Annotated in this window: 26 protein-coding genes and 1 pseudogene; 1 reads left to right on the forward strand and 26 read right to left on the reverse strand. The window is 51.9% G+C overall.

What is annotated here, in order from left to right; translation table 11 throughout:
• Positions 1-14: 14 nt before the first annotated feature.
• Positions 15-1,658: an ABC transporter permease gene (locus NWF31_RS04080; RefSeq protein WP_258359233.1), complete on the reverse strand. Its 1,644-nt coding sequence runs from the start codon at positions 1,656-1,658 to the stop codon at positions 15-17.
• 115 nt (positions 1,659-1,773) lie between these two features.
• On the reverse strand, positions 1,774-2,856 hold the full coding sequence (locus NWF31_RS04085; RefSeq protein WP_258359234.1) for an ABC transporter substrate-binding protein: 1,083 nt from the start codon (positions 2,854-2,856) through the stop codon (positions 1,774-1,776).
• Positions 2,857-3,518: 662 nt separating this feature from the next.
• Here NWF31_RS04085 and NWF31_RS04090 point away from each other — a divergent pair.
• Positions 3,519-4,763: pseudogene (locus NWF31_RS04090) on the forward strand (IS4 family transposase).
• A 177-nt stretch (positions 4,764-4,940) separates the two neighbouring features.
• Here NWF31_RS04090 and NWF31_RS04095 read toward each other — a convergent pair.
• From NWF31_RS04095 to NWF31_RS04210, 24 genes are all read right to left on the reverse strand, one after another.
• Positions 4,941-5,636, reverse strand: coding sequence for a GntR family transcriptional regulator (locus NWF31_RS04095; protein ID WP_258359235.1), 696 nt, complete (start codon positions 5,634-5,636; stop codon positions 4,941-4,943).
• A gap of 101 nt (positions 5,637-5,737) precedes the next feature.
• Positions 5,738-6,568 (reverse strand): sugar phosphate isomerase/epimerase family protein, encoded by an 831-nt coding sequence (locus NWF31_RS04100; RefSeq protein WP_258359236.1) that lies wholly within the window; start codon positions 6,566-6,568, stop codon positions 5,738-5,740.
• 596 nt (positions 6,569-7,164) lie between these two features.
• Positions 7,165-7,776, reverse strand: a complete 612-nt coding sequence (locus NWF31_RS04105) for a SpoIIIAH-like family protein (RefSeq protein WP_258359237.1) — start codon at positions 7,774-7,776, stop codon at positions 7,165-7,167.
• Positions 7,777-7,828: 52 nt separating this feature from the next.
• On the reverse strand, positions 7,829-8,452 hold the full coding sequence (locus NWF31_RS04110; RefSeq protein WP_258359238.1) for a hypothetical protein: 624 nt from the start codon (positions 8,450-8,452) through the stop codon (positions 7,829-7,831).
• A gap of 95 nt (positions 8,453-8,547) precedes the next feature.
• The gene (locus tag NWF31_RS04115; RefSeq protein WP_258359239.1) at positions 8,548-9,276 is read right to left on the reverse strand and encodes a stage III sporulation protein AF; all 729 of its coding nucleotides are present in this window, start codon (positions 9,274-9,276) and stop codon (positions 8,548-8,550) included.
• Positions 9,277-9,282: 6 nt separating this feature from the next.
• Positions 9,283-10,524, reverse strand: coding sequence for a stage III sporulation protein AE (spoIIIAE, locus tag NWF31_RS04120; protein WP_258359240.1), 1,242 nt, complete (start codon positions 10,522-10,524; stop codon positions 9,283-9,285).
• 41 nt (positions 10,525-10,565) lie between these two features.
• Entirely contained in the window at positions 10,566-10,955 is a 390-nt protein-coding gene (spoIIIAD, locus tag NWF31_RS04125; protein WP_258359241.1) for a stage III sporulation protein AD, read from the reverse strand.
• A 16-nt stretch (positions 10,956-10,971) separates the two neighbouring features.
• Positions 10,972-11,178, reverse strand: coding sequence for a stage III sporulation protein AC (spoIIIAC, locus tag NWF31_RS04130; protein ID WP_258359242.1), 207 nt, complete (start codon positions 11,176-11,178; stop codon positions 10,972-10,974).
• Positions 11,179-11,199: 21 nt separating this feature from the next.
• Positions 11,200-11,718, reverse strand: coding sequence for a hypothetical protein (locus tag NWF31_RS04135; protein ID WP_258359243.1), 519 nt, complete (start codon positions 11,716-11,718; stop codon positions 11,200-11,202).
• Positions 11,712-12,764 carry a stage III sporulation protein AA gene (spoIIIAA, locus tag NWF31_RS04140; RefSeq protein ID WP_258359244.1) on the reverse strand — a complete coding sequence of 351 codons (1,053 nt, stop codon included), beginning with the start codon at positions 12,762-12,764 and terminating at the stop codon, positions 11,712-11,714. The genes NWF31_RS04135 and spoIIIAA overlap by 7 nt, the downstream gene beginning before the upstream one ends.
• A 109-nt stretch (positions 12,765-12,873) precedes the next feature.
• Positions 12,874-13,365 (reverse strand): CD1247 N-terminal domain-containing protein, encoded by a 492-nt coding sequence (locus NWF31_RS04145; protein ID WP_258359245.1) that lies wholly within the window; start codon positions 13,363-13,365, stop codon positions 12,874-12,876.
• 58 nt (positions 13,366-13,423) lie between these two features.
• The gene (gene efp / locus NWF31_RS04150) at positions 13,424-13,981 is read right to left on the reverse strand and encodes an elongation factor P (RefSeq protein ID WP_258359246.1); all 558 of its coding nucleotides are present in this window, start codon (positions 13,979-13,981) and stop codon (positions 13,424-13,426) included.
• Positions 13,982-14,046: 65 nt separating this feature from the next.
• The gene (locus NWF31_RS04155) at positions 14,047-15,126 is read right to left on the reverse strand and encodes a M24 family metallopeptidase (protein ID WP_258359247.1); all 1,080 of its coding nucleotides are present in this window, start codon (positions 15,124-15,126) and stop codon (positions 14,047-14,049) included.
• A gap of 14 nt (positions 15,127-15,140) precedes the next feature.
• Positions 15,141-15,599: a type II 3-dehydroquinate dehydratase gene (gene aroQ / locus NWF31_RS04160; RefSeq protein WP_258359248.1), complete on the reverse strand. Its 459-nt coding sequence runs from the start codon at positions 15,597-15,599 to the stop codon at positions 15,141-15,143.
• Between the two features lie 44 nt (positions 15,600-15,643).
• Complete coding sequence (locus NWF31_RS04165; RefSeq protein WP_258359249.1) at positions 15,644-16,996, reverse strand: TldD/PmbA family protein; 1,353 nt, start codon at positions 16,994-16,996, stop codon at positions 15,644-15,646.
• Positions 16,996-18,399 carry a TldD/PmbA family protein gene (locus NWF31_RS04170; RefSeq protein ID WP_258359250.1) on the reverse strand — a complete coding sequence of 468 codons (1,404 nt, stop codon included), beginning with the start codon at positions 18,397-18,399 and terminating at the stop codon, positions 16,996-16,998. Before NWF31_RS04170 ends, NWF31_RS04165 begins: the two co-directional genes overlap by 1 nt.
• A 62-nt stretch (positions 18,400-18,461) precedes the next feature.
• A complete protein-coding gene (locus NWF31_RS04175; RefSeq protein WP_258359251.1) occupies positions 18,462-19,778 on the reverse strand; it encodes an NPCBM/NEW2 domain-containing protein in 1,317 nt (438 codons plus the stop codon).
• Positions 19,779-19,807: 29 nt separating this feature from the next.
• Positions 19,808-20,410, reverse strand: a complete 603-nt coding sequence (locus NWF31_RS04180) for a PilN domain-containing protein (RefSeq protein WP_258359252.1) — start codon at positions 20,408-20,410, stop codon at positions 19,808-19,810.
• A 7-nt stretch (positions 20,411-20,417) separates the two neighbouring features.
• Complete coding sequence (pilM, locus tag NWF31_RS04185) at positions 20,418-21,320, reverse strand: type IV pilus biogenesis protein PilM (protein WP_258359253.1); 903 nt, start codon at positions 21,318-21,320, stop codon at positions 20,418-20,420.
• Between the two features lie 54 nt (positions 21,321-21,374).
• A complete protein-coding gene (locus tag NWF31_RS04190; RefSeq protein WP_258359254.1) occupies positions 21,375-22,694 on the reverse strand; it encodes a hypothetical protein in 1,320 nt (439 codons plus the stop codon).
• Positions 22,695-22,711: 17 nt separating this feature from the next.
• Positions 22,712-23,218 (reverse strand): hypothetical protein, encoded by a 507-nt coding sequence (locus NWF31_RS04195; protein WP_258359255.1) that lies wholly within the window; start codon positions 23,216-23,218, stop codon positions 22,712-22,714.
• Positions 23,215-23,613 (reverse strand): type IV pilus modification PilV family protein, encoded by a 399-nt coding sequence (locus NWF31_RS04200; protein ID WP_258359256.1) that lies wholly within the window; start codon positions 23,611-23,613, stop codon positions 23,215-23,217. Before NWF31_RS04200 ends, NWF31_RS04195 begins: the two co-directional genes overlap by 4 nt.
• The gene (locus tag NWF31_RS04205) at positions 23,610-24,119 is read right to left on the reverse strand and encodes a type II secretion system protein (protein ID WP_258359257.1); all 510 of its coding nucleotides are present in this window, start codon (positions 24,117-24,119) and stop codon (positions 23,610-23,612) included. The genes NWF31_RS04200 and NWF31_RS04205 overlap by 4 nt, the downstream gene beginning before the upstream one ends.
• 16 nt (positions 24,120-24,135) lie before the next feature.
• The gene (locus NWF31_RS04210) at positions 24,136-24,879 is read right to left on the reverse strand and encodes a prepilin peptidase (RefSeq protein ID WP_258359258.1); all 744 of its coding nucleotides are present in this window, start codon (positions 24,877-24,879) and stop codon (positions 24,136-24,138) included.
• Positions 24,880-24,935: the final 56 nt, after the last annotated feature.

Consider the following 24,935-nt stretch of genomic DNA (forward strand, 5'->3'; position numbering starts at 1 on the left):
CATTATACCCCTTTCTATATATCAAGAGATTTCCCGGTTTTTTTCATAATAAGCTGTGCAATTCCTAGAACTACAAAAGCAATGGTTATAAGCGTCACAGTAAAAGCTGCAGCACTTCCCCATACACCATTCTGAACCAGGCCAAGGATTGATATGGTACCCACTACTGTCCTGGGTGATACCAAAAAAATAACCACGCTTAAATTCGTAATCGCCCTTAAAAATGACACAGCGAAACCTGATAAAAAAGGTACCTGCAGCAATGGCAAAATAATGTCTTTAAAACTCCTGAAATTATTCGCCCCAAGGTTTAGAGCAGCTTCCTCAACTGAGTTTCCTATCTGCTGTAAGCCTGCCAACGATGAGCTATAACACGTAGGGATGTTCCAAAAAGCAAGCCCAAGCACTATGATAAGCCCAGTACCTGTTAAAGCGAGAGGTTTTTCATTAAAAGCCATAATAAAGCCTATTCCTAAAAATAATCCCGGTATGGCTCCAGGCAGGATGCCTAAGAAATCTAAAAACCTGTTTATTCCAATCTGTTTTTTCTGTACGATATAAGCTAAAACCATCGAAAATGATGCTGCCAGTAGAGATGATAAAAATGCAAATTTCAAACTGTTATAGATCTCCACGAACCGCGCCAACATATATCTGAAATTCTTCAGGGTCAGCGCCCAGTTATAGCCCCATGCCTGGCTGAACGCGCCGATTACCAAGACACCATATACCAAAATAACTACAGTCGTTACCGCCAGGCATACGGAGAACAGTAACCATTTCACCAATGAAGGCGTTTTGGAAAAAGCCAAATCGATCTCTTTTCCTGTTATAGTGACATATGATCGCCGGCCCACCCAGTATCTCTGGAGAAAAAATATAGTTACTGCGGGTAACAAGAGCGCTGTTGCCAGCACCGATGCAGTCGGCAGGTTATACCAGCCGGCAATCTGCATATATGCTTCTGTGGGGAGCGTGTAGAAATTCCCGGCTATCAGGAGCGGGTTCCCGAAATCGGCAAGTACGTTAATTGCCACCACCAAAGCTCCCCCTGCCACCCCGGGCCTACAAAGTGGGAATATCACATCCCTAAAAACCTGCCATGGCGATGCTCCGAGATTGAACGCGGCATACTCGAGGTTGGTTGAAATAGCCCTCAGTACCCCATAAATCACCGCATAAGCGTATGGAAAAAAGGTGATAGTTTGTACAAGCCATAACCCTTGCCATCCATATATATCTACTTTGATATTAAGGAGATGCTTCGTGATAATCCCCTGTCCACCGAATAGGAGTATATACGATAGGGCAATAATAAAAGGTGGAGAGACAATCGGGAGAACCGTGATAAATCGGAACAATCTTTTAAAGGGAACATCTAACCTCACTATGGTATAAGCAAAGATAAAAGCGATAATGGTACATGAGATAGTTGAGATAAAAGTCATGTATAAGCTGTGTAGCCCCGCGTAATACCACCTTTGGACCCTAAAGAAATTCATATAATCGTCTATCGTGGGAAAAGTAACTACCTTGATTAGTGGCCACAGGACAAAGGTAAACGTTGCAAGGACGATGCATAGGATGGTGAGCATCAGTAATGGTTCATTCTTTACCCTTTTAAAATCTGAGATCGCCTCTCTTATAGCTGTCGTCAAACTATCACTTCCCTTCAGGTATTGGCACCGGGAGGCGCTACCTGATGTCTCCCGGTGCCATTATGACAGAAAACCTTTTTCCTTCTGCCCACATAACAGTAGTTTTTATCTAAAATTATTTTTGCCCGATCATTTCACTGAATTTCTTTATTACCTCCGCTTTGTTCTTCATTGCAGCTTCTCTGTCATACTGGACGAGCTTTAATTCTTCCAGTTTGGGCATTCCCTCGGGCGGGGCCACATCTTTACGGACGGAATACCTGTTGGAGAGTTTAGTGTTCATTTCACCGACCGGTTTCGTCAGCAGCCAGTCTACAAACACTTTAGCATTTTCGGTATTGGGTCCTCCCTTTATGATAGAAACGCCGCCGATTTCAAAAGCTGTCTGCTCAGGAATGATGACGCTAATAGGATATCCCTGCTTTGCTGTTTTAAGGATATCATGTGCCCATGACATACCGGCGACAAATTCGCCTGTCGCCACAAGGCTTATAGGATCAACTGCACCAGGGGTATAGTGATGTACGTTGGCATGCAGCTTCTTAAGATATTCCCAACCCTTTTCCTCCCCTAACCTGAAAAGCTGGTTTGATACAAATATATAGGCACCGCCTGCAGTAGCAGGATTAGATGTCACGAATAAGCCTTTATAAGCAGGATTTAGCAAGTCATCCCATGTTTTTGGCATGCTGACCCCTTTAGGTTCCAATTCCTTCTTGAACCTATCGTTGTTGATGACTATCCCGAGGACCCCCATATACCATCCCTGCCAGTATCCGTTGGGGTCAGAGAATACCTTGTCTATATCTTTAGCGTTCGGTGAGGTATACTTTTCAAGTATTCCTTCTTTTGCTAACGGATCATGGAATTCCACGGATCCCCCCACGAATATGTCTGCTTTCGGTGAGGCTTTTTCAGCAAGCAACCTTGCGCTTGCTTCTCCTGCCCCGAAGCGGAGGAATTCAATGTCAATCCCTTTATCCTCTTTAAACTTCTTTTGGATCTGAACAATATCATCCTCATTCAATGCTGCATAGACCACCAATTTTTTGGAAGCTGGTTTTGTCTGCTCTTGATTGGCAGCTGGAGCAGTATTTGCCGACCGCTCTTGTGAATTGCCGCATCCCGTAAGCATTGCCGTAATCGCCAGCATTAAAATGATCCCTAAAGACAATACTTTCCTTCTAAAATTCAACATTAAAGATTCCCCCTTCATTAAGATTTTTATTTATAGCATTCTGCTCTTCCAATTTTAATAAAAAGTGGCTCTTTATAACCCTTGTACATCATCCCTTCATAACTTTTTAATTTTTGATAGCATAATTAGAATGGGGTCCGCTAGATAACGTTTACCTTAAATCATTACAGGAATATTCATAGCATCACCTCTGGGTTATAGACTTAATTCCGACTATTTAAGTACTTTACTTCTGTCATTTTTATCTTTTTGAATTAAATTATTGTAATATAACCTCTGTTTTTGTTTGGTTGATAGAATTGTTTTATTTAACTATTTCCCTGTAAAAAGTACTATATAGCCATAAAGTAAGGCAGAAATGTATAACTATTTACAACTCCAACATGACCCTTCCCTGTGGTTGCCTGTTTTTACAGGGGTGAAAAGGAGAAGAAATCCGCCTATTTGGTATAAAAATTTTTCCATCAAAACGGTATCCGGAAGCCAATTACAGTATTATTTTACTTCACTAGCGTTGCATAAAAAAATTATAAACATGTCAAGAGCGATTGCGCCCTAAAATCAGCCAAATTCCTAAAATAACCTGGCCTTGCAAGAAAAAACTCCTTATACTAGAGATTAAGGGTAGTCCTTGCCCCAACCTCTAACATAAGGAGGCCAAAATGCAAGGCAAGGATACCACATTATCCTCATTTCATCAACTGTTTGTTCTGCTTTCTAACGACTATTTTTGGCAATTAACCGCCGGTATGGGGGTCGATAAGTACGCTAAGAAGCTAAATTCCCTTCAACTCGTTGAAATAATAGCTTTCGCCCAGCTGGAACAACTTAAAGGGCTACGGGATATCAGCAACAGTTTCAATGACCCGCAATTCAGCCGGGCCCTCAACCTGGACAGCATTAGCTTTTCCCAGATATCTCGCCGATTAAGGGATTTATCCCCAGAATTCATCCGGCTGTTATTCAGTTATCTCACCACTAAAGTGGGCCAAGAGATTGGCTTTGAAAACTTAAGAAATGCCGTAGGCCGTATTTACCTTATTGATTCCACTACCATCAGCCTCTGTTTGAGCCAGTATCGCTGGGCCGAGTTCCGAAAGACTAAAGGCGGGATAAAACTCCACCTGCGCTTAAGGTTTTTTGAAGAAGAAGTTCTGCCGGATAAAGCAGTCATCACCCCAGCCCGGCCGGCCGATAAAACCCAGATGGATGCCCTCATAGTCGAGGCAAAAGATGCCTTAAACGTCTTTGACCGTGCTACGTCGACTACAAGAAGTTTGACAGGTACTGTGAAGAAGGCATCCGCTTTGCCAGCCGCTTAAAGGGCAATGCCCTGGTGACAGTGGTCGCCGACTTGCCGGTAAACCCTGATAGCAAGGTTAAAAAGGATCAGATCGTTTACCTGGGCAAAGACGGCGTTACCAAAATGGAGCATCCCTTAAGGCTAATAACGACCAAAGATACCCAAGGGCAACCGGTAGTGATTGTCACCAATGATTTTCAACTAAAGGCGGAAGAATTAAGCGAGATTTACCGTAACGCTGGCAGATAAAACTCTTCTTCAAATGGATCAAGCAACACCTCCAGGTAAAACACTTTACGGCTTAAGCGCCAGAGCTGTAGAAAACCAGCTCTTTATAGCACTAATAACCTACTGTTTGATGGTCATGCTCCAGTTAAAAGCCGGTTACCGGGGACCACTGCTAACCATTAAACGTTTAATCCATACCTGCCTCTACGAACCCTTTACATTTTTCGTCCAAGCCCTGCATCGTAAGCCTCAACATAGCACCCGGGGTCGACGAAGGGTAGATTACGAAAGAATCTACCAGGAAACCGTAAGGCGGGTTTTGGCGGGCGAAGCAGGCTATCTTCACGACGTAACTTATGACCCTTTAGTTCTCTAGCATATTTGATACTGGTAATATGTGGATAAGGACTACCCCTGATACCCTAAGTCCTTTGAGCGGGGAAAGGGAAAAGACTATGGTTGTATACACCATTATTGTTGTTATATTACATTTAATCAACTACCACATATTACCTTGCAATGGGTTAAAGGTTTTTATGCAACGCTAGTGATTTTACTTAGATAATAGGTTTTCCTTAAACCCAAACCAATCAAAGTAATATTCTTTTATGCTTTGCATATGCTGGCGCATGCTTTCTTCACCAGCTACCGGATCCCTTTGTTTTAAGGCTTGAAGGATTTTTATATGCTGAGGTAAAGATATTTCAATTCTAGTCTTGTTATCTTGTGTTAAGAAGGTAATTCGCCTGATTTGATCTCTCAAGAGGTTTAAAATATAGGCCAGGCGCTTGTTGCCGGCAATTTCTACTATATATTCATGGAAGGCTATATCCTTCTTGCTTAAACTTTGAAAGTTGATTTGGTGTCCAGAATTAATTTCCTCTTCCCATGTTGCAATCATTTCCTCGAGATATTTTATATCCAGAGGCTGAATTCTCTCTGCAGCCAGCTTAACCGCCAGGCATTCTAAAGGTTCGCGGACCTGCATGATTTCACGAATATCTTCAATGGTAATTTTGGTTACCATCGCCCCTTTCCCAGGTATTAATTCAATTAAACCCTCAGAATTCAATCTTCTTAAAGCCTCACGCACCGGGGTGCGGCTAACGCCCAACTTTTCAGCAATTACTCTTTCCTGCAGCATTACTCCTGGTTTAATGGTATTGTTTATGATTGCTTCTTTTATTTCTTCATAAACTTTTTGTCCCATTACAGGCTGGATAACATCTACGCCCCTTAAGCTCTCCATAAAATTATATCACCCTGACTTTACTGGATTCATCTGGTATACTTGTTGTATTATCATATTCGACATTTTTTCTTGGAATCCTGCTCACTGTGATTTCAATCCTAAAGAGAAAAATACTTTTTTATTATGGCTTCAGTTTTTTCTTTTGCTATTTTTATTATCTTTTCTGGTTCCCAATCCCAGTATTCAGGTCTAAATAATTCAATTGATGCCATTTTTTGGTATCCTATCTCTTTTAATGTCTGTAAGATTTTATCTAGATTAATAACACCTTCTCCAGGCAACAATCTATTGTTATCTCTCAAGGCCCCCACAGGGAGATCTTCGGCATCATCAATATGGAAAATAAAAATCTTATTGGGATCTGCGCTTTTAAGATCTTCAATCTTAGAATTCATGGAATAAAAGTGGAAGCAGTCTAAAACCATTCCTACATTGGTTCTATTAACTGTTTTTATAATATCATAAGCCTGTGCAAATGTATTTACAGTACAATCTGGGTATCCAACAAATTCAAATGCCAAATTAACATCATATTTTTCAGCTATAACAGCTAGATCATTCAAAACCCTAGCAGTTTCTTCTTTGATCTGTGTTTTTGTATAGCCAACTCCAAAAGAAGGAACTACAACAATTTTTTTGCAGTCAATTCGTGTTCCTACTTCACAAATAAATTGTAAATCATCTTTGAGTTTTTTATATGCATTTGTATCTCTAAAAGTTATAAACTCCAGGGCATTAAAAGCATACGGTTTAATTTTATTATTATTAAAGAATGTAACAAGCTCATTGATTGAATGCTTTTGCAGGTAATCATTAAGCTTATCTATTCGTATTTCAATAAAATCATACCCGTATTTACTACATAATTCCAGGTCAAGCTCTAAGGTTGATTTTTTCATTGTGGTTGCTTCATTAAAACAGATCTTCATGTTTATTCACCTCATTAAAAATCTTAATTCCTTCCGTATTTTGTCTTCTTATAGCCCCACGCAATAAATCCCTTGACGTTCTTTTTGTATTCCTTTGGTATACTTTCCGTATTAAAGTATTCGACATTCCATCAATAATTCCTGCTAATGATAAAAATTTTTCATCACCAGCCGTGTCCTCTTTATTATATCCCGAGAATATTATATCCCAAGAATTAGCGTGGTAAGTTCCGTGCTTTCTTTTCCCAAGCGATGTTCCGCAATCTGCTCGCATTCGCAGATTAACGAAGATTCCCCGTGCTGTCACGCTTGCAAAAGACTTTCACTACCTGGTTAAAACCATATCGGCCGCACTAAAAAGACCTTCCTCTTTGGAAGGGGAAGGTCTTTGTAAAATCTCTTAACTAAAATTTAAACCCGATTAACGGAAACGGCCGCCATATATACTAGCCGCCCAATTGGCTTTGAGTTCAACATGGCATATCCAAAGTATATCAGTATCTAAAAGGTGAATGAGGGAGAGGAAGCACTGCAATGGTTGTGTTCATTGGCCGGTTTAAAAAGCGCCCCTAAAGGAGCTGCATATTTTTACATGACTACTTCTTATGTATCATACTCACCTGCTCCCTGGGCCGGCCGGTAGAGCGGGTGACCAGGTCGCCGATCTTGTTGGCGTCATCGTCGCCGAAGTTGTCGGCCATGACAATGACGTTCACGGCATTGGGCTGGATGAAAACCGCCGCATCCTTATAACCTTTGGCAACTATTAGTTTTTCCAGCTGCATCTCCAGGTCCATTTGCTGGGTAAGTTCCACCAGACGCTTCTGGGCTTCCTGCTTGCCCTCGCCACCGGCGTTGGGATTGTCGATAATCTGCTTGAGCAGGGCGATCTGCTGGCTGCGCTGGCGATCTCTTTCAAGGCGGTATTCGATGAAGAAAGCAGAACCGCCATCAGCCTTTGAACTTGCCTCATTAAGGATATCCTCTGCCCCGGGGCCGGCAACGGCTTCCCGGTCACCGGCCGGTGCTGCTACCTTAGTAGCCCCGCCGGTATCAATTTGTCCGGCTGACTGGACCGGACGCTCCAGGGGGATATCTACACCAGCCTGTTTAATTCCTTCCTGATCCCCCTGGATCAGGTAGGCCAGGACGCCAAAGGTCAGCACCAGGGCAATGATCACCCGCCCTTTCTCACCTATCTTAATCATCTCTTTCACCCTCCCCATTTTTGGTGAAATGATATTAATAATACATCCCCAGTCAATTACTGTTTTCCCCGGCTTCCATAGGCAGTACCTGCACCTGGTGGGGGGCCAAGCCCAGGAGGGTTTGTACTGCCTGAATTAATCGCGCCCGCACCTGGGGATCATTGGCACCATCGGTTACCACTAAAACCCCCAGGACCTCCGGCTGGGTTTCGCGGGCCACTACCGGCGCTTCCCCGCCATTCAGCTGGCCGTTCCTGGCCATGACCAGCTGCGCATCTTCACTGCTGTCAGTAGTTACCCTGGCCACGCCGCTTTGATCTTTTTCTTCTACGCTGTGCATGCTGGTCCGGGTATTGGTGGCATACTCTTTTAAGGGACTCGTCTTTAAAGATACCCGCACGGCCACCCTGCCGGTACCTGCAATTTGCTCTAATATTCCCTGCAACTGGATTTCCATCTCCCTGGCTGTGGCCATTAGTTCCGTCTGCTGCCGGTCCTGCACCGGTTGATTCGCGGCCTGCCCTGTAATTTGCGTCCCATAGCGCTGGGTAGAGCTGTTAAGATTGCCAATGCTGATAAAGACGGTCCCCAAGACAAGAGCACCGACGGCCAACCAGAGGTACCAGGGCGGTTTCTGTGGGAGAAAACGCCATTCCGGCCGCATTTTTTTATCCAACGGGCAACACCTCCATACGTAAAGGTACGAGAACTGAGATATGAGAGGTGAGAGGTAGAATGTATATTTTAACGTAAAAGGTGAAAGGCAATGTCTTATCTAATCTCCTCTCCCACTTCCGACCTCCCCCCTCTAACCTCCAATATCCGTACATCTACCTGTTCAGATGCCAGTCCATAAAAGTGGGTGATCATAGTGACAATACGGGATTGTATCTCCTCGACTTCAGCAGGGGTAATTTGGGGTGCAATTGCCGGTTGTCCTTTCTCTTGTTCCGTAATCTGTTCCGGCCTTCCAGGAAATTGAGTTTCAGGTGTTACGGCCCCTTGAGTGCCAGGCAGGTTGCCGGGAGGTACTGGTGATGCATCCGGGCTTCCTTTTACCGGTTCCTCGCTTTCCAGGGTGGCCGTGACTACCACCCGGCGAATGGCCCCCGGCCGTTCCTTATCGCCGGACAAATCAACCAGTACTTCGGCCTGCTTTACACCAGGTACCAGGGTAACCAGGGCCCTGATCTGCCCGGCCAGGCGTTCGCGGTAAATTTCCAGGGCTGCTTCTTCATTGGCCCGGGCCAGATCCCGGCCCTGCTGTACGGGGGTGGCGGCCGCAGGATCCAGGCGCAGGTCCCAGGCGGCTAACTCAAGTTCCGGCCCGAAACGCAGTCCTTCCGCCAGGGGCGTCAAAATAGCGACTACCACAAAGAGCCCTAAAACTAGCCGGACGTAACGGGTAATTTTTTTATCCGGCAGGAGCATTTCCAGGAAGGCCGCCAGCAAGGCGATTAATGCTACCTGGCGGACAATTTCACCTATTTTGGCCAGCAATTCCGGTTACCCCCTCAAGGCTACCGTGATGTTACCCAGGACAACAATAACGGCAATTGCCAGGAAAAAAATCAATCCCGTTACTGCCACGCAGGCAAAAACCAGGGTTAAAGCGCCGCCGATACCGTCCAGGGCTTCGGCCAGCTGCTCTTCACCGAAGGGCTGGACTACTGCAGCTGCCACCTTGTAAACCACTACCAGGGAAAGAATCTTTAACATCGGAAAGGCGGCCAGGAAAAAAATAATAATTACTCCCGCCAGGCTGACGGCACTTTTTAAAAGCAGGGTTGTACCGGCAATAGTTTTCACGGCATCAGATAACATCCCGCCTACCACAGGTAAAAAATTATCGGTAGCAAACTCAATTACCCGCAGGCCCACCCCGTCGGCAACCGAACCGGCAATGCCGTAAATTGACAAAACGCCGGTGAAAACGGTCATCATCAGCCCCAGGGCGACCATGGCGGCCTGTTTAAGGAGCCCGGCCAGCTTTGACACCTGGAAGCGATCGGCGATACGTCCTACTACCGTGAGGCAGGCCGTTAAATACAAAAGGGGAAAAAGAACGTTGTGCATGAGGGTTCCGGTAATGGTAACGGTGTATATCAGGACTGGTTGCAGCAAGGTAGAAGCGGTAATCCCCCCGGTTGCCGCCAGCAGGGTGATCAGGGCCGGTAGCAGGGATTGGAAAAAAGTCACCATCCGGTCTACGGCTTCCCCGCCGGTGCGGACGGCCAGGGTAAAAGAAGTAAGGGCCAGGGTAACCAGGGCCAGGAACGCCACGCCCCGGGCTAAAGTGCCGATGCTTCCCTCGCTGAAGGCTGCCTGTAAATTCTGCAGCACGGCACAGGCCACGGCAAGGATTAACAGCTGCCCCAGGAGGGCGCCGCTGGCCAGCAGTTCATGGAAGAGGTACTGCAGCAACCCTTTACCGGCTTCCAGCGGATCCAGGGGTAACCTGCCCTGGCGCAGATTGGCCAGCATATCTTGAAATCCCAGGGAGGGCAGGTACCGGCCTGCTTCCCTGTCCAGCTGGTTTAGAAAAGCATCAATCCCTTCCAGGTCAAGCCTGGACAGCTGGCGCTCCAGTTGCTCGTCCAGGTTCATGGCAGCCGCCGGTTCTGCTCCTGAAGCCGGGGGCGGGTAATAAGCCAGGGCTGCGGGAGCTATAAACCAGGCACACAAACCGAAAAAAATAGTGTTAAATATAATTACCAGTAATTTCCTCGCCCGCATCGCTGAACCCATGACATCACAACCTTGCTGTCCTGCTATAATTCTTTCCCGCCTTACTGCAAGAGGCGGATAATGCTTTCCAGGATCGCCACTATAATGGGAATGGCCAGGACCATAATCAGCACCTTGGCGGCCAGTTCCACTTTGCCGGCAATGGCGTTTTCGCCGGCGTCACGGCAAACCTGGCTGCCGAATTCGGCCACATAGGCGATGCCGATGATCTTTAAAATGGTATCCAGGTAAAACTGGTTGATGCCGGCCCTTGTCGAGATGTCGGCCAGGATCTTGACCACCGTGCCGATACGGTCCAGGAGGAGGAGAAAAATTATTGCTCCTGCCACCAGGCTGATAAAGAGGGCTGTATCGGCACCCTGGACCCGGCGCACCATGACAATTACCAGGGTGGCCGTCAGGGCCAGGCCGACAATCTGGAAAATTTCCATACTGGGGCCACTCCTTTTAATACAGCTGGAAGACAGACCTTACAGCCCTGAAAAGATCCATGATCAAGGGAATGACCCACAGTAAAGCGATAGCCAGGCCGGCCAGCAAAGTCATATAGGCATATTCATCCCGCCCGGCCTGTTTGAGAAAGGTGTAAAAAATAGTGATAATAATAGCCAGGGTCGCCAGTCGAAAAATCAGGCTCACGTCAACGCCCAGCATCTCCTTCACCCTCCGGTTGCTTTAATATAACAGCAGCACCAGGGTTATCCCCAGGAGGAAACCCAGGGTACGCCACATTTTGCCCTGGCGATTATTCTCCTCTTGAGCCGCCAATTGCTGCTGCTCCAGGAGCCGGCGGGTCAGTTCCAGGTTTTTAACCTGGTCGCCGGCACCGGAGTTACCTAGCAAAGGACCCAGGGACCGGAGTGCTTCCAGGTCCCCCGCTTGCAGGGAGCCTATGCGTTCCAGTTCTTCCAGGCCTGCGTGCCAGGCAGCCAGGGCACCGGCGGCAGCATTTTCTTGCAGCGATCTGGCGATGGCCTGGAAAAAGGAAGCCACCGGGCCGCCCAGCTGGCCTCCAATCCTGGAAAAAGCAAGGGGCAAAGGAGTGGCCCCGTAGATTATTTCCGTTTCCAGCATCTTCAGGCCGGCATTCAGAAGGCGCAATTGCTCAATCCGGCAGCTAAAACGCCGGGCCTTTTCCAGGCCCATAAACCCGCAGGTCAGGATTATCAACCCGCCTCCCACCATTTTTAACATGCCTCTACCTCCCTTCGCCAGGGACCGCGGCGCAAGACCCGGCCGTCCCCGCTGGTAAGTAGTTCTACGGTACCCGGTCCCAGGGTGCGTCCCATGATGACCAGGCGCTGCCAGAAACCGCGCTCCAGGAGGGGGCGCCAACCCGGCCGGTGTTTTAACTCATCCAGGCTGCGGGCATGGACGCTGGCCACTGTAGCCACGCCGGCATTTAATATATCCTGCAAAGCCACCAGTTCCTCCTGGCGGCCTATCTCATCGGTGGCTATCACTTCCGGCCCCATGGATCGCAGGAGCATCAACATCCCGGCGGCCTTGGGGCAACGATCCAGGACATCCGTCCGGGGCCCTACATCCAACTGGGGAACACCCAGCCAGCAACCGGCAATTTCGGAACGCTCGTCCACCACGCCGACGTTGACACCGGTAAAATCTAGTTCCTCTATCCCGGTGCTGAAAAGGCGAATAATATCGCGCAGTAAAGTAGTCTTGCCGCAACGGGGCGGGGAAAGAATTAGGGTATTGAGAGGACGCCCCTTTTCCAGGAGGTACGGTATTAACTCCCGGGCACAACCGGGGATACTCCTGGCCAGGCGCAAATTAAGACCGGCAAAATTCTTCAGAGTCTGCACCTCTCCCTGGCGCACCACTGCTTCTCCCACCAGGCCTACCCGGTGGCCTCCCCGCACGGTTATATACCCGGAGCGCAGTTCTTCTTCCAGGGCGTACAGGGAACTGCTGGTGAGGGCCTGGATGGTCTGGCTGATATCACTTTCACTGACGATATAAGCCCTGTCGGCTACAGCCGTCAGGGTACCGCCCGGCTGCACCCAGCCTTCCCCGGCACCCCATCGTACCTGCAGGGGCCGTTCCCGCCGCATGCGGATTTCTTCCATGGCCGCCTGCACCCCTGCCGGCAGGGCCCCAAGGGAAGCGGCGACGGTCGCCGGCAGGAAGGCCAGCAAGGCGGCGAGCCCCTTTACCCCGTCTTTGCCGGCCTGTCCTAAAGACAGTTTCCCGTTTCCCTTTACCAACAGCACGCTGCCCATCTTTCTCCTCCTGCCATTATGCTTATTATGGTCCTGGCAATTTTATGCAAGGGAAAATTACGGGCAAAAAAATAAGACCCCGTTTGCGGGGTCCGATTGGTCCGGGAATTTAAATATCGTCGGTATCAGGAGAGTTTTTCTTTTCTTCCTTACTTTTTGCCGTGGTGCCGCCGTCTCCTTCGTCATTGATAAAGACGACCGTCTCACAGTTGGGACAGGTTACTTCTACAACGTCCTCGTCATCCAGGACATCGGCATCAAAGCAGACTATCTCGTGACATTTCGGACACTCTACTTCAATATAATCGCCTTCGTCCTCATCGTCTTCATCTTCCTCGTCATCATACTCGTCATCGTCTTCGTCTTCTTCGTCATCGTCGTCATAGACCTCATCTTCCAGGTCATAAAGGTCCTCATCAATACTTTCCAGGTACTCTTCCAGTTCTTCGTAGTCTTCATGCAGTTCATGGAGGGCTTCGGCCATTTGCTCCAGCACTTCAACTATTTCTTTAAGGAGGCGGGTTTCCTTGTTTTCGGGGTTCAAATCCATGCCGTCCACTAAACCCTTCAGGTAGGCCACCTTCTTGCGGACGTCACTCATTTACGCCACTCCTTTCCCTTTCCACCTTTTATTATTACCGGCTCCGGCCGGACTTAAACTAGGCCCGTTCAATATAGGCACCGGTACGGGTATCAATGCGGACGACATCCCCCACCTCGATGAAGAGAGGAACCTGGATTACAGCCCCGGTTTCCAGGACGGCGTTCTTGGAACCGCCGGTGGCTGTATCGCCTTTAATGCCCGGCTCGGTTTCTACTACTTTCAGCTCTACAAAGTTCGGCAGCTCGATGCCGATGGTTTCTCCCTGGTAAAGGAGGATATATATGCTCATATTGTCCTTTAAATACTTTACCGCCTCATCAAGCTGGTCCTTGCGCAGGGATAACTGCTCGTAAGTTTCCATATCCATAAAATAGTAATTTTCGCCGTCATTATATAAATACTGCATCTCCCGCCGCTCGATATGGGCGCGGTTGACCTTTTCCCCGGCCCGGAAAGTCCGCTCTACTACCGCTCCCGTACGCCTGTTTTTCAGCTTGGTACGGACGAAGGCCGAACCCTTGCCCGGTTTGACATGCATGAATTCAATCACCTGGTAAACTTCACCGTCAACCTCAATGGTAAGACCGGTACGGAAATCATTGGTCGATATCAAGGGGAATACCTCCTATACCTGGTTTCGTCTCTCCAGCATGCCAGGGAGTAATTGCTCCGGTACATCTACAGCTCTATAAATTCCCGGGGAGCACGGGATAAGACCCTGGCGCCGCCCTCCTCTACCAGGACGATATCCTCAATACGGATACCGCCTCGCCCGGGCAGGTAAATTCCCGGCTCTACCGTAACCACCATACCCGCAGCCAGCTTCACCTCGCCCCGGCTGGAAAGGACGGGGTCTTCATGAACTGCCAGTCCCACACCGTGACCCAGGCCATGGCTGAAATAAGGCCCGTACCCGGCAGCGGCAATATGCTCCCTGGCTACCGCATCCGCCTCGCGGCCCGTCAAACCGGGACGGATGGCGGCGATGGCCTTCTCCCGGGCTTCCAGGACTATATTATAAATTCGTCGCCATTCCGGGTCCACCGGCGCCAGGGCTACCGTACGGGTAAGATCGGAGTGGTAGCCTTCATAAACGGCGCCGAAATCCATAACCACCAGATCGCCCGGCTGCAATACCCGGCCGGATGCTACCCCGTGGGGCAGGGCCGCGCGCGGCCCTCCGGCAATTATGGTAGTAAAGGAAGGCCCGCTCGAACCCTGTTTACCCAGGAAATATTCCAGCTCCAGGGCTATGTCCCTCTCCCTGATTCCTGGACGTAGGATTCGGAGCAGGTGATGAAAACCGGCATCGGCCAGGTCAATGGCCTTTTGCAGCAGCCGGATTTCACCCTCATCTTTGACCTGCCGCAGCTGTTCTACAAGGCCCTTAACCGGCTTCAGATCGACCGGGCGCGGCCAGTCCCTGGCCTGCTTTAAAAATTCTTCATAGGCAGCATAGCTCAAGTGTTCGGCTTCAAAGTACAATTCCGTTACGCCGGCGGCAAACAGGGCGCCGGCCAGCTGTTCCCGGGGCCTGTTGCCCAGGTCTACCACTTCAAAGCCCGGCGCTTCCAACCGGGCCTGTTCGGTAAACCGGCCGTCGGTTAAAATATACTGCGACGTTGTCGTTATAAGTAGCTGGCCGCTGTCCCCGGTAAAACCGCTCAGGTAACGCCGGTTTTCGTCCTGGCGCACCCACAGGGCGGTAATACCTCTAGACGCCATCAGGAGGCGCAGGTTGTCTAATCTGTTTTTCAAATAAAAGCCATCCTTCATTTTCCGGGTTTACATTGACGCCGCGAGCGTACCAGTTCGATGGCAGCCTTAAGCCCCAAATGGTAACTTAAAGGCCCGAAACCGCTGATCTGGCCGGTAACCGCTGCTGCCGTCACCGTATGGCGGCGAAATTCTTCACGGCGGTATATGTTGGAGAGGTGGACTTCTACCACCGGGCAATCCAGGACCGCCAGGGCATCCCTGAGAGCGATGCTGTAATGCCCCAGGGCGCCGGGATTGATGACCACGGCGTCTACCCGCCCCCGGGCTTCATGAAGGCGGTCAATGAGGGCACCTTCATGGTTGGACTGGAAAAACTCAACCTCCACCCCGGCGCCGTCAGCCTGCTCTTTTAACCCGGCCTGGATCTCGTCAAGGGTGGTACGGCCGTAGATTTCTGGCTCCCGGCTGCCCAGAAGGTTTAAATTGGGCCCGTTTAACACTAAAATCTTCATGGCTGCTATTTTACCATAATATTGCTCGCTTGGGTAGAGTGTACTTAACCGCTGATGGTCATGCCGGTAATACGTACCGTGGGCGCACCGGTAGCACCGAAAAAGGTGAGGTCGTTACCCACGGCGTCAATCCCTTCCAGGAGACCGATGATGTTACCGGCTATGGCCACGCCCCGGACCGGCCTGGCCAGCTCGCCGTTCTCTATCCAGAGGCCGCTGGCGCCGACGGAAAAATCGCCGGAGATGGGGTTGGCCGTGTGCATGCCCATGACCTCGGTTACGTAAAGGCCTCTCGGTATCTCTTTAATTATATCTTCCGGGGTACGGGTGCCAGCCTCGATATAAAAATTGGTCGTTCCCACTTCCGGGGTGGTCTTGAAAGAACCCCGGGCACCGTTACCGGTTGATTTTACCCCGTCCCGGGCGGCCGTATAGGTATTGTGCAGGTAGCATTTAAGGATGCCCTTTTCCACCAGCACCGTATGCTGGGTGGGTACCCCCTCGCCGTCAAAGGGGCTGGAGGCAATACCGTCCGGCCGGCAACCGTCATCAATAATATTTACGACCGGGGCCGCCACCTGCTGGCCTACCCGACCCCGGAAAAGGGACTTGCCCTTCTGGACGGCATCGGCGGCCAGGGCCGGGGCAATGACCCCCAGGAAGCTGGTAGCTACATAGGGATCGAACACAACGGCCGCCCGCTGGGTGTTTACCCTTTTAGCGCCGAGCATGCGCACGGCCCGGGAGGCTCCTTCCCGGCCGATCCTTGCCGGGTCGATATTTTTATAGCGTAACCCGTAGGCCAGGCCGAAACCCGTCTGGCTCTCCTCGTTTTCCACCGCTACCACAAAGGTGCTGGCACCGCAGTAGGCAGCCTGGCTGGCGACCGCTATGCCCCGGGAGTTTACCAGGACAACCAGGTAGCGGGAATCGTTATAGGAGCAGCTTTCCGTAATCTTCACCCGCGGGTCGTAAGCCCTGGCCTGGCGTTCGATCTCGCGCACCAGTTCAATCTTTTGCTCCACGGGGGTGTTGGTTATCTCGGGATCAAAAAGGTCCAGCTGGGGGTAGCCGGGATAGCGGGCCGGCAGGCAGTTATACTCATCAGGAGTGGCCATCCGGGCGTTGGCCAGGGCCTGTTCCACACAAAGCTCAAGGGCACCGGGGCTGAAATCGGTAGTGTAGGCAAATCCCACCCGCTGGCCGGCAATTACCCTTAAACCCAGGCCCCGGTCCCGGGCCGTTGTCAGGGCCTCCACTTCCTGGTTGCGAACCTCAATATTTAAACTCTCACCGGCGTTTATGTAGGCCTCGGCGACGGCCCCCTTGCCGGCGGCCATCTCTACCACCCTGGCCGCCAGGTCGAGGTACTGGTTTTGTAATGCCTGGTAATCCATCAATCTTGATCCCCCTCATCCAGGATGCCGCCGACCACCATCTCCGGGATACGCATCGTGGGTTGCGCGTCCCCGACCGGCACTCCCTGGCCGTCTTTACCGCAGGTACCCAGGGAGAAGCCCAGGTCGTTGCCCACGCGGTCAATAATTTTCAACACTTCGGGACCATTGCCGGTGAGGGTGGCACCCCTGACGGCCGGCCCTATCTTGCCATTCTGGATGAGATACCCTTCGGCCACGTCAAAAACAAAGTCGCCGTTGATGGTATTAACCTGGCCGCCGCCCATGCGCTTGACCAGGAGGCCGTGTTTGGTTTCCCGCAGAATAGCCCCGGGGTCGTCTTTCCCGGGTGCAATATAGGTGTTGGTCATCCGGGGTATGGGCCGGTCCTGGTAGGATTCCCGGCGGCCGTTTCCGGTAGAACGGCGGTTCTCTTTCCGGGCTGCCAGGTAGTCGTACATATACTCCTTCAGGACGCCGTTCTCAATGAGCACCGTTTCCTGTCCCGGCGTGCCTTCGTCATCATAACGGTAGGAGCCGTACTTGCCGGGGATGGTGGGGTCGTCGATGACGGTTATCAATTCGGAAGCCACTTTCTGCCCCTTTTTGCCGGCATAAACGGAGAGCTGTTTCTGGACCAGGTCGGCTTCCAGGCCGTGACCGCAGGCCTCGTGAATCATGGTGCCCCCGGCCTCGCCGGCCATAACCACCGGCATTTTACCTGCCGGCGCCGGCCTGGCTTCCAGCATCATGACGGCCCGCCGGGCAGCCTGGCGCGCTTTCTCTTCGGGATCGACGCTTGCAAAAATTTCCCATCCCTGGTGCCCGCCGGCTGATTCAAACCCCGTCTGGATAACTTTACCGTCGGTGGCAACGGCGTTGACAACAAAGCGGCAGCGTACCCGCTCGTCTTCAACTAAAACACCGTCGCTGTTGGCAATGGTAACTTCCTGGATGACGTCCCCGTAGCCCACCGTCACCTGGGTAATGCGCTTGTCCACGGCCCGGGCGGCCGCGTTGGCTTTTTGCACCAGAGCGACTTTTTCGGTTACCGGCACCTGGTCGGGCCGCTTCTGGATGGTAAATTCCACCTGGGCCCGGGGCCGGTTAAAGCTAATCTCCTTGGGCCGGGGCCGCCCCGGCAGGGCTTTGCCGACCAGGGTCGCCGTCTGGATCAGGCTCTCCCGGTCCAGGTCGTTGCTGTAACCATAGGCGGTATTTTCTCCGGTGATTACCCTGATGCCAGCTCCTTGATCCAGGCCGGAAACGACTCGTTCTATCTTGTTGTCCTCGCAGCTGATGCTGGTAGTCCGGCGCCGTTCCAGGAATATTTCAGCAAAATCGCCGCCCCCGGCCAGGGCGGCCTCCAGGATGGCCTTGAGATCGCCTTCAGTTAAAAGCATCTGCCCACCCTTTCTCTATAACTTCTTATAAGTATAATTCAAGGGGCGGGAAAATATTCCTGCTAGTCCTTGCGATAAAAACGGAGACTGGCCAGGGTGGCCAGCAATTGATCATATTCCCCGATACCACCAGCCTGCCATTCCAGCCTGAAGGTCAATTGCCGGACGACAGTAAAAGATAGATCCAGGAACTGGGGATAATCCCCCGGCCTGATCTCTCCCTGGTAAAGCTGCCGGTCGTCGGCAAAAATGTCGACCTTTACTACCCCGCTACTGTTGGCAAAGCTATCGTCGATGCCTATAAATCCCCGCAGGCGAATAAATTGTTTCTGGAGATCGACCTTTAACTCGGCTTGTTTCTGCTCCTTGCTTAAATATACACCGGAGCTGCGAGCGAGGTGCATACCTGCCAGGGCCGCCGGCCGGTCCAGGAGGAAGAAAGGTCCTACATTGCGCAACACCCGCAATTCCTCAAGCCATACTACCCCGGCACCATCCGGGGGATCCTGGTAGGGCGGCCCGGGTACCAGGCCATCCTTTACCAGGCGAGGTAAGGTATATTGAGGTGGTTCGCCGGCGTTTAGCGGGGTTGTTCCAGGGTTGCCCGCTGATAACGGGGGAGACGGAGGGGCAGAAGGTAAATTTTGAGGCACCGGCCCTGAAGTAGCGGTTTTCGAGGAACTGGCCGGACTGCTCCCGGCAGCCTCTCCCCGGCCGGTAGAAACTCCTGCACCTTCGGCTCCCTCCCCCGCAGCAACAACTACCGCCGGGGGCGCGAAACCGTCGTCCCGTCCGGCCGGAAAAAGGGCGATTAGCCCGGGGACTAAATTCCCTTCTCCCAGATCGTACAGGTCTATAACAAAACTCCCTTCGACCGTCCCGGTCTTCTCCTCGCGTGCAAGAATCTTTAAATTGCGAATGTACGTTAGGGCCGGCAGGGATTCTAACTGGCTTATATAATCATGCAACGCCGGGTAAGGGCCGCTAATGGTAACTTCATAGGGATAGACCCGGAAGGGGTCTTTCTTTTCTACCGGCAGGGGGCGGAAGGCCAATACCTGGAGGGACCGGTCCCGGGGCTGGGCCGCTTCTAGGAAGGGTGCTGTACCCCCCAGGGTGAAACCCAGGTGTAGTCTGGTAGCATCCCATTCCTCCCGGGCTTGTTCGGCTTTTTGTACCAGCCCGGCAGCAGAAGCTGCAAGCTGCTCGGCGGTCGCCAGTCGTTCCCGGCCTGTCTTGAGCCTCCCCTGCAGTTCCCTATAAACCGGCAACTGCATGCCTAAAACAACTTTATTGAAAAATATAATTCCCATAACAACGGCCAGTAAAACCAGTAGTATTTTTTCCCGGCGGTTGAACTGGTAGTTTTTTAGTTTCATTTACTGTTGCCATCCTTGCCTGCGGTTTCTTAACCCGGGGACTTTTCTGCCATCCGGTCGGGCACCGGATCAGAACCTGCAGCCCCTGTTTTGTCCGTATCCCCGCGCGCGTCTTTAAAAACTGCCCGTATGGTAAAATTTAGGATGTCACCATTCCCTTTAACTTCCTGGAGATTGACGGCCTGCCAGATATCGCTATCTTGCAGGTTATTTATAAAAATGGCAATCGCCCGGAGGGAATTGCTGCGCCCGGCCAGTATTAGTTCTCCTTTAGCCCCGTCTTCTTCCATGCGTACCAGCCAGATCTCCTGCGGCAGGGCATCATTAATTGCGGTAAGTACCGGTTGCCAGCGACGCCTTTCCTTTACCAAACGCTCCAGTTCTCTTTCCTTCTGCTGCCATTCGTTAATTTCATTACCGGCGGCAGCTGCCTGCTGGGCCCGGGGTTCATAGAGAGCCAGTTGTTCCTCTAGCCGGGCAACCCTCCTGGAGGTAATTCCTAATTGAATAAGGAATAAAACATAGAGTGTTAAGAGTAATCCACCTGAAGTAAAGGCAATGATAGCTCCCCTGCTCAACGACAGCCGCTGCGGCCGGTACTCGGGGGGTAATAAATTAATAGCCGTATTCATCTTTACATTACCCCTCCCGTAAAGCCAGTCCCACGGCTACGGCCAGGGCCGGGTCCAATGGACCGCCCGGGCCAGCCCACGGCCTGCCCATTGTCACAGCAACTCCAAGTTCCCCGGAACAATAGTCTGCCAGCCTGTTGACCTGCGCGCCACCGCCGGTCAGGATTAAATGTTCCGGGTTAAAAGTTATCCCGGACTGGGAACGGTAAAACTCTAGGGAACGCCGGATTTCCTGGACAATTTCGCCCATACGGCTGCTACCGCTAATGCCGGGCCGGCCCAGCTCTTCCCCGCCAATAGCAACTACCCGGCTGAAGAGGGGGCGTCCTTCCTGGACCAGGACCAGATTGCTCCAGCGCCCGCCGATGTCAATTATCACCGAACTGCCGCCGGCTTTTCCGGCCAGGGCACGGCACAGGGCTATGGGTACCAGATCAATGGCAACCAGTTCCAGGCCGGCAGCATGGAAAAGCTGGTACAAGCTTGTCACCTGTTCCCTCGGGGCTGCAGCAAGAATAACCGTCATCTGGCTGCCGGCTGCTTCCCTGCCGTCATCCAGGATGGCCCAGTCCACTACCATGTCCCGGGCGCCGGTGGGCAGGTGGTTTTCAATTTCATAGGCCATACCGCTTTTCAGTTCCTCAAGGGTCATCCGCGGCAATTTCAGATAGCGGACAACCACCCTTTCCCCGCTCACGGCCGTAACTGCCCGGCGTCCGTGCCATCCGGTCCGGGAGACTGCCTCGGCAACGGCTGCTACCAGGGCCTGGGTGTCGGCCATGCCGCCCGGGGGAACCGGCACGCTGGCCGCCAGCCACTGCCGGCCCTGGTAAACGGCCGCCTTGACGGCGGTAGTACCCAGATCGATGCCAAGGTGCTTGGGGCGCCTCCATAGTCTCGGCCAGCGCATCCGGAAGTCAACTCCTATTTTTAATCATACTTTATTCAACAAGGTTATGTTCATTCAGTACAGGGAAGCCCCCCGCCAGGATAGAACCTGCCAACCGGTTGCAGCCAGGACAGGGCTTAAAACCTGGATCCTGTTATCCTGGGCGTTAATTGTTAAGGGGCCTTTAATATTGCCACGGCTGTTGTCTTTGGAACTCTTATTGTCACCGCCGTCATCTTCATCTACCTCGGTCAAACCGCCTGTTACCAGGCTGCCATTAATGGTACTGGCAGCGCCCTGTTTATAAAAATAGCCGTTGCTCATGAGAACGGCATCAACGGTTACGCCGCCATCAAGGAGGATATCATTGCCTGCTACAAAGGCCCAGGCATCGCTACCGGTAGTTACCCTTATATCCTTGCCTAGGGTAATATCCCCGGCCGCAGCTATAATGGCCTTGCCGGTATAAAAATCAGGATCATTGCCTTTACCTTTGCCACTCTCAATAATTAAATCGCCAGGGCAATACAGGATCTTTATATCGTTATCTCCCGCCGGGGCGCTATCGACTAATTCCTGGAGCATGGCCAGGGTGTATTCCCCTGCCGGGAGAGGTTCCCCGCCGGTGTAAGGGGCTGCCAGGTCGCCGGGCCAGTTAGGAAAAGAAAAGGATAGCCCCTTGATTACCTGCCCGTTAACCCGGCCGTAATAATTGGGATCGTTGCCGTATTTGTCGGTAGTCTGGCCCACGGTGGCATCACCGCGGATGGTGCCGTAATTGTACAGGTAGCGACCGGTAACCACACTGCCCTGGACGGTGGTGTTATTTTGAATGGTTAAATCCACCCCGGCAGCAACGTTGCCGCTGGCCCCCTTTTGCAGGTAAATGCTGCCTGTAGCAAATAGATCGCCGTTAATAGTCAAAGGGTTTTTGATGGTTATGTCCCCGGCGCTGGCCAGGGCATAGCTGAAAAAGGGGCGGGCCAGGTCTACCTCTATCGCTCGCCTGACCCCGTCTATTTCCCCCTCGGAACGCAGGCGATAACTTGCAGCCTGCGGTACCACACTTACGCTGGTGATCCGTCCCTTTGCCGGGGTTAGATAAATTTCTCCTAGCCCTTCCCGCCAGCCGGGATCACGGCGTAGTCTTGCCAGGGCCAGGTTGATGCCGGCTTCGGCCAGGTAGGTGGCCTGGGTAATCTTAACTTCATTCGCCGCGCCCTGGCGCTCCACCAAGGAGAGGGAAAGGAACCCGGCCCCCAGGAGGGAAAGGACCAGGATGGCCAGCAAAACCGCCGGCAGGGCGCTGCCGCGCTGCTGCCAGCACTGCCATGCCATCCCTGTCCGGACTGTTATTCTCTTGCTTGCAGCTCTATGCAGCCAGAACTCGACCACGAAAGCTCACCTGAATTCTAACCGCCGGGATTCAGCAGCTTTAATCTCAGGGCCGCCGCGGTAGTCACTTCAAAATCCCGTCCACTATCACCGCGGGTAACCAGGTGGATGGTTACAATCTTGCTTTGTTCAGGCGCCTGGGGATGATCATAAAAAAATTCCAGGGTTTTTACCCCGTAGGCCAGGAGATTATAACCGCTGAAGCTTGAAGAACCTTTATTCTTAACGGCCCGCTGGAGGTTCTCACCCGACAACAGGTATTTATATTGATTGCCTGCCGCGTCGGCAATAATTAGCGTACCGGTACCGGAACCGCTTACTATTTCCTTGGCGGCCTGGATTTCCCTGGTCATTTGCATCAGGGCCACACGGGCATTCTGCTGGGCATCCATGCGGTCCCAGCCACGCTGCCACCATTTCAAACCCGCCTCCAGGGTACTCAAACTGGCCATAAGGACGAGGACCACCAGGGTGGCGGAAATTACAGTTTCTATTAAAGTAAGACCGGCCCGCTGCCAATTCACGGCCACCTGGCAACCAGGGTTGCCAGTTCCACCTCCCCTGCCGTGCCATGTGCCGGGCGCACCCTTACCACCACTTCCTTCACCTGGAGGAAGGGTTCATAATCCGTTGTAATTATCTGGTACTCATATCCCGGCCGGCCGGGGTAAGCCTGCCAGGTTTCGCCGGCTCCGGGCAGGCCAGCCAGGCCGTTATAACCGGCCGCCAGGCAGGTTTCCATGCGTTCCCGGGCCAGGTTTAAAACTACGGTTTCCTGTCCGCCCCTGGTATAGCCCCGGGCAGCGGTAGTAAACATACCCAGCATGGGTACCAGTACCGCCGCCAGGATGGCAGTGGCTACCAGTACTTCAACCAGGGTCAACCCGCGGTTATTAACAGGCAGGCAGTCTCTTTTCATGTCGTGCTCCCGGCTTTAACCCGTCCCGTTACCGGCAGGACAGTAATATAGTAAAAGCGCCCGTAGCGATCCTTTAAGACAATGTCGCCGCTGGCCGAGGGTACACCCTGCAGGTTAAAAGACAACCTGCTGTAGGGAAAGGCCACGCTGGCAAAGGTTACCCCGTCAGGTAGTTTAGTTTCCTTGACGATCACCGCGTCTTTCCTGACCCGGTACAAATTATTTACGGTATCAAAGAGAATAGTGCGGTGATAATTTTCGCCGCTGACGGCCATCTGCTGGACCGCCCGGATGTCGCTTACCAGCTGCCAGGCCGCCGTCTGCACCTGCCACCAGGCCAGGCTTCTGTTCACTACCGGCAGGGTTACCGTCGCCAGGATGCTGGTAATGGCAACTACTGTCACTACTTCTAACAGGGTAAAACCATGCCCTCCCTGTACCGCTTGCCTGGAAACAGGTTTTTCTTTCCCTGCCGTATCGTTCACAGCCGTATAAAGTGCTCGCATCTCGCCCTTCATCGCTTCACATGAACTTAAGCAAATACCAGTGCAAGATTTCTTTCCCAAATAACAGCGCCAGCAACCCTCCTGCCGCTATATAAGGCGCAAAAGGTAGAGGGTCCTGCCGCTTTTTCCGGCCAGAGACTAGCAAGCAAACGCCTGCCAAGCCGCCTGTGATCAGGGAAAGGAAAAGAGCAACAGCGGCCAGGGGCAAACCCAGGTAAAGCCCTACCATCCCGGCAAGCTTGACATCCCCGCCGCCCATGCCACCATTACTTATTACGGCAACGAGCAACAAGAATCCTGCTGCCGCAGCGATTCCCCCCAGGGCAGCCCAGAACCCCACATCCCGCGCCAGCAGGCTTAAAAGAATACCGCCACAGGCACCGGTCACCACCAGGCTGTCGGGGATTAAGTAATGCTCCAGATCGATGAAGCTGGCGGCTACCAGCACGGCGCTTAGAAAGAGGTATTTTGCCAGGATCCACGAGAGGCCGAAATTATAAAAAAGGGTGGTAAACACCACGCCAGTGACAAGCTCGACTATAGGGTATCGAGGGGAAATCGGCAGGCGGCAGTAACGGCACCTTCCCCGTAGAAACAGATAGCTCAATATGGGAATAAGGTCGTACCAGGCCAGCGACCGCCTGCAGGCGGGGCAGTATGACCGCCCCCAGACCACCGTTTCTCCTCGCGGCAGGCGGTATACGACCACATTGAGGAAACTGCCGGTTAAAAGACCTGCAAGGAAGAACAGCGCCGTCATGAGTTTTGGTTCCAAAACATTTATATCGATTATTATCATCATTTCCATAAGTTCTC

It is taken from the genome of Neomoorella sulfitireducens (genome assembly GCF_024733845.1).
Classification (GTDB): Bacteria; Bacillota; DSM-521; order Neomoorellales; family Neomoorellaceae; genus Neomoorella; species Neomoorella sulfitireducens.

Coding starts and splice junctions, on each gene's coding strand:
- NWF31_RS04200 (WP_258359256.1), bottom strand. CDS start 23,613: ATGAAAAGAGACTGCCTGCCTGTTAATAACCGCGGGTTGACCCTGGTT.
- NWF31_RS04170 (WP_258359250.1), bottom strand. CDS start 18,399: ATGCTTTTAACTGAAGGCGATCTCAAGGCCATCCTGGAGGCCGCCCTG.
- spoIIIAD (WP_258359241.1), bottom strand. CDS start 10,955: ATGGAAATTTTCCAGATTGTCGGCCTGGCCCTGACGGCCACCCTGGTA.
- NWF31_RS04135 (WP_258359243.1), bottom strand. CDS start 11,718: ATGTTAAAAATGGTGGGAGGCGGGTTGATAATCCTGACCTGCGGGTTT.
- NWF31_RS04210 (WP_258359258.1), bottom strand. CDS start 24,879: ATGACGGCGCTGTTCTTCCTTGCAGGTCTTTTAACCGGCAGTTTCCTC.
- NWF31_RS04205 (WP_258359257.1), bottom strand. CDS start 24,119: ATGCGAGCACTTTATACGGCTGTGAACGATACGGCAGGGAAAGAAAAA.
- NWF31_RS04085 (WP_258359234.1), bottom strand. CDS start 2,856: ATGTTGAATTTTAGAAGGAAAGTATTGTCTTTAGGGATCATTTTAATG.
- NWF31_RS04180 (WP_258359252.1), bottom strand. CDS start 20,410: ATGAATACGGCTATTAATTTATTACCCCCCGAGTACCGGCCGCAGCGG.
- NWF31_RS04105 (WP_258359237.1), bottom strand. CDS start 7,776: ATGATTAAGATAGGTGAGAAAGGGCGGGTGATCATTGCCCTGGTGCTG.
- NWF31_RS04095 (WP_258359235.1), bottom strand. CDS start 5,636: ATGGAGAGCTTAAGGGGCGTAGATGTTATCCAGCCTGTAATGGGACAA.
- spoIIIAE (WP_258359240.1), bottom strand. CDS start 10,524: ATGGGTTCAGCGATGCGGGCGAGGAAATTACTGGTAATTATATTTAAC.
- spoIIIAC (WP_258359242.1), bottom strand. CDS start 11,178: ATGCTGGGCGTTGACGTGAGCCTGATTTTTCGACTGGCGACCCTGGCT.
- spoIIIAA (WP_258359244.1), bottom strand. CDS start 12,764: ATGGGCAGCGTGCTGTTGGTAAAGGGAAACGGGAAACTGTCTTTAGGA.
- NWF31_RS04100 (WP_258359236.1), bottom strand. CDS start 6,568: ATGAAGATCTGTTTTAATGAAGCAACCACAATGAAAAAATCAACCTTA.
- NWF31_RS04145 (WP_258359245.1), bottom strand. CDS start 13,365: ATGAGTGACGTCCGCAAGAAGGTGGCCTACCTGAAGGGTTTAGTGGAC.
- pilM (WP_258359253.1), bottom strand. CDS start 21,320: ATGCGCTGGCCGAGACTATGGAGGCGCCCCAAGCACCTTGGCATCGAT.
- NWF31_RS04175 (WP_258359251.1), bottom strand. CDS start 19,778: ATGAAACTAAAAAACTACCAGTTCAACCGCCGGGAAAAAATACTACTG.
- aroQ (WP_258359248.1), bottom strand. CDS start 15,599: ATGAAGATTTTAGTGTTAAACGGGCCCAATTTAAACCTTCTGGGCAGC.
- NWF31_RS04165 (WP_258359249.1), bottom strand. CDS start 16,996: ATGGATTACCAGGCATTACAAAACCAGTACCTCGACCTGGCGGCCAGG.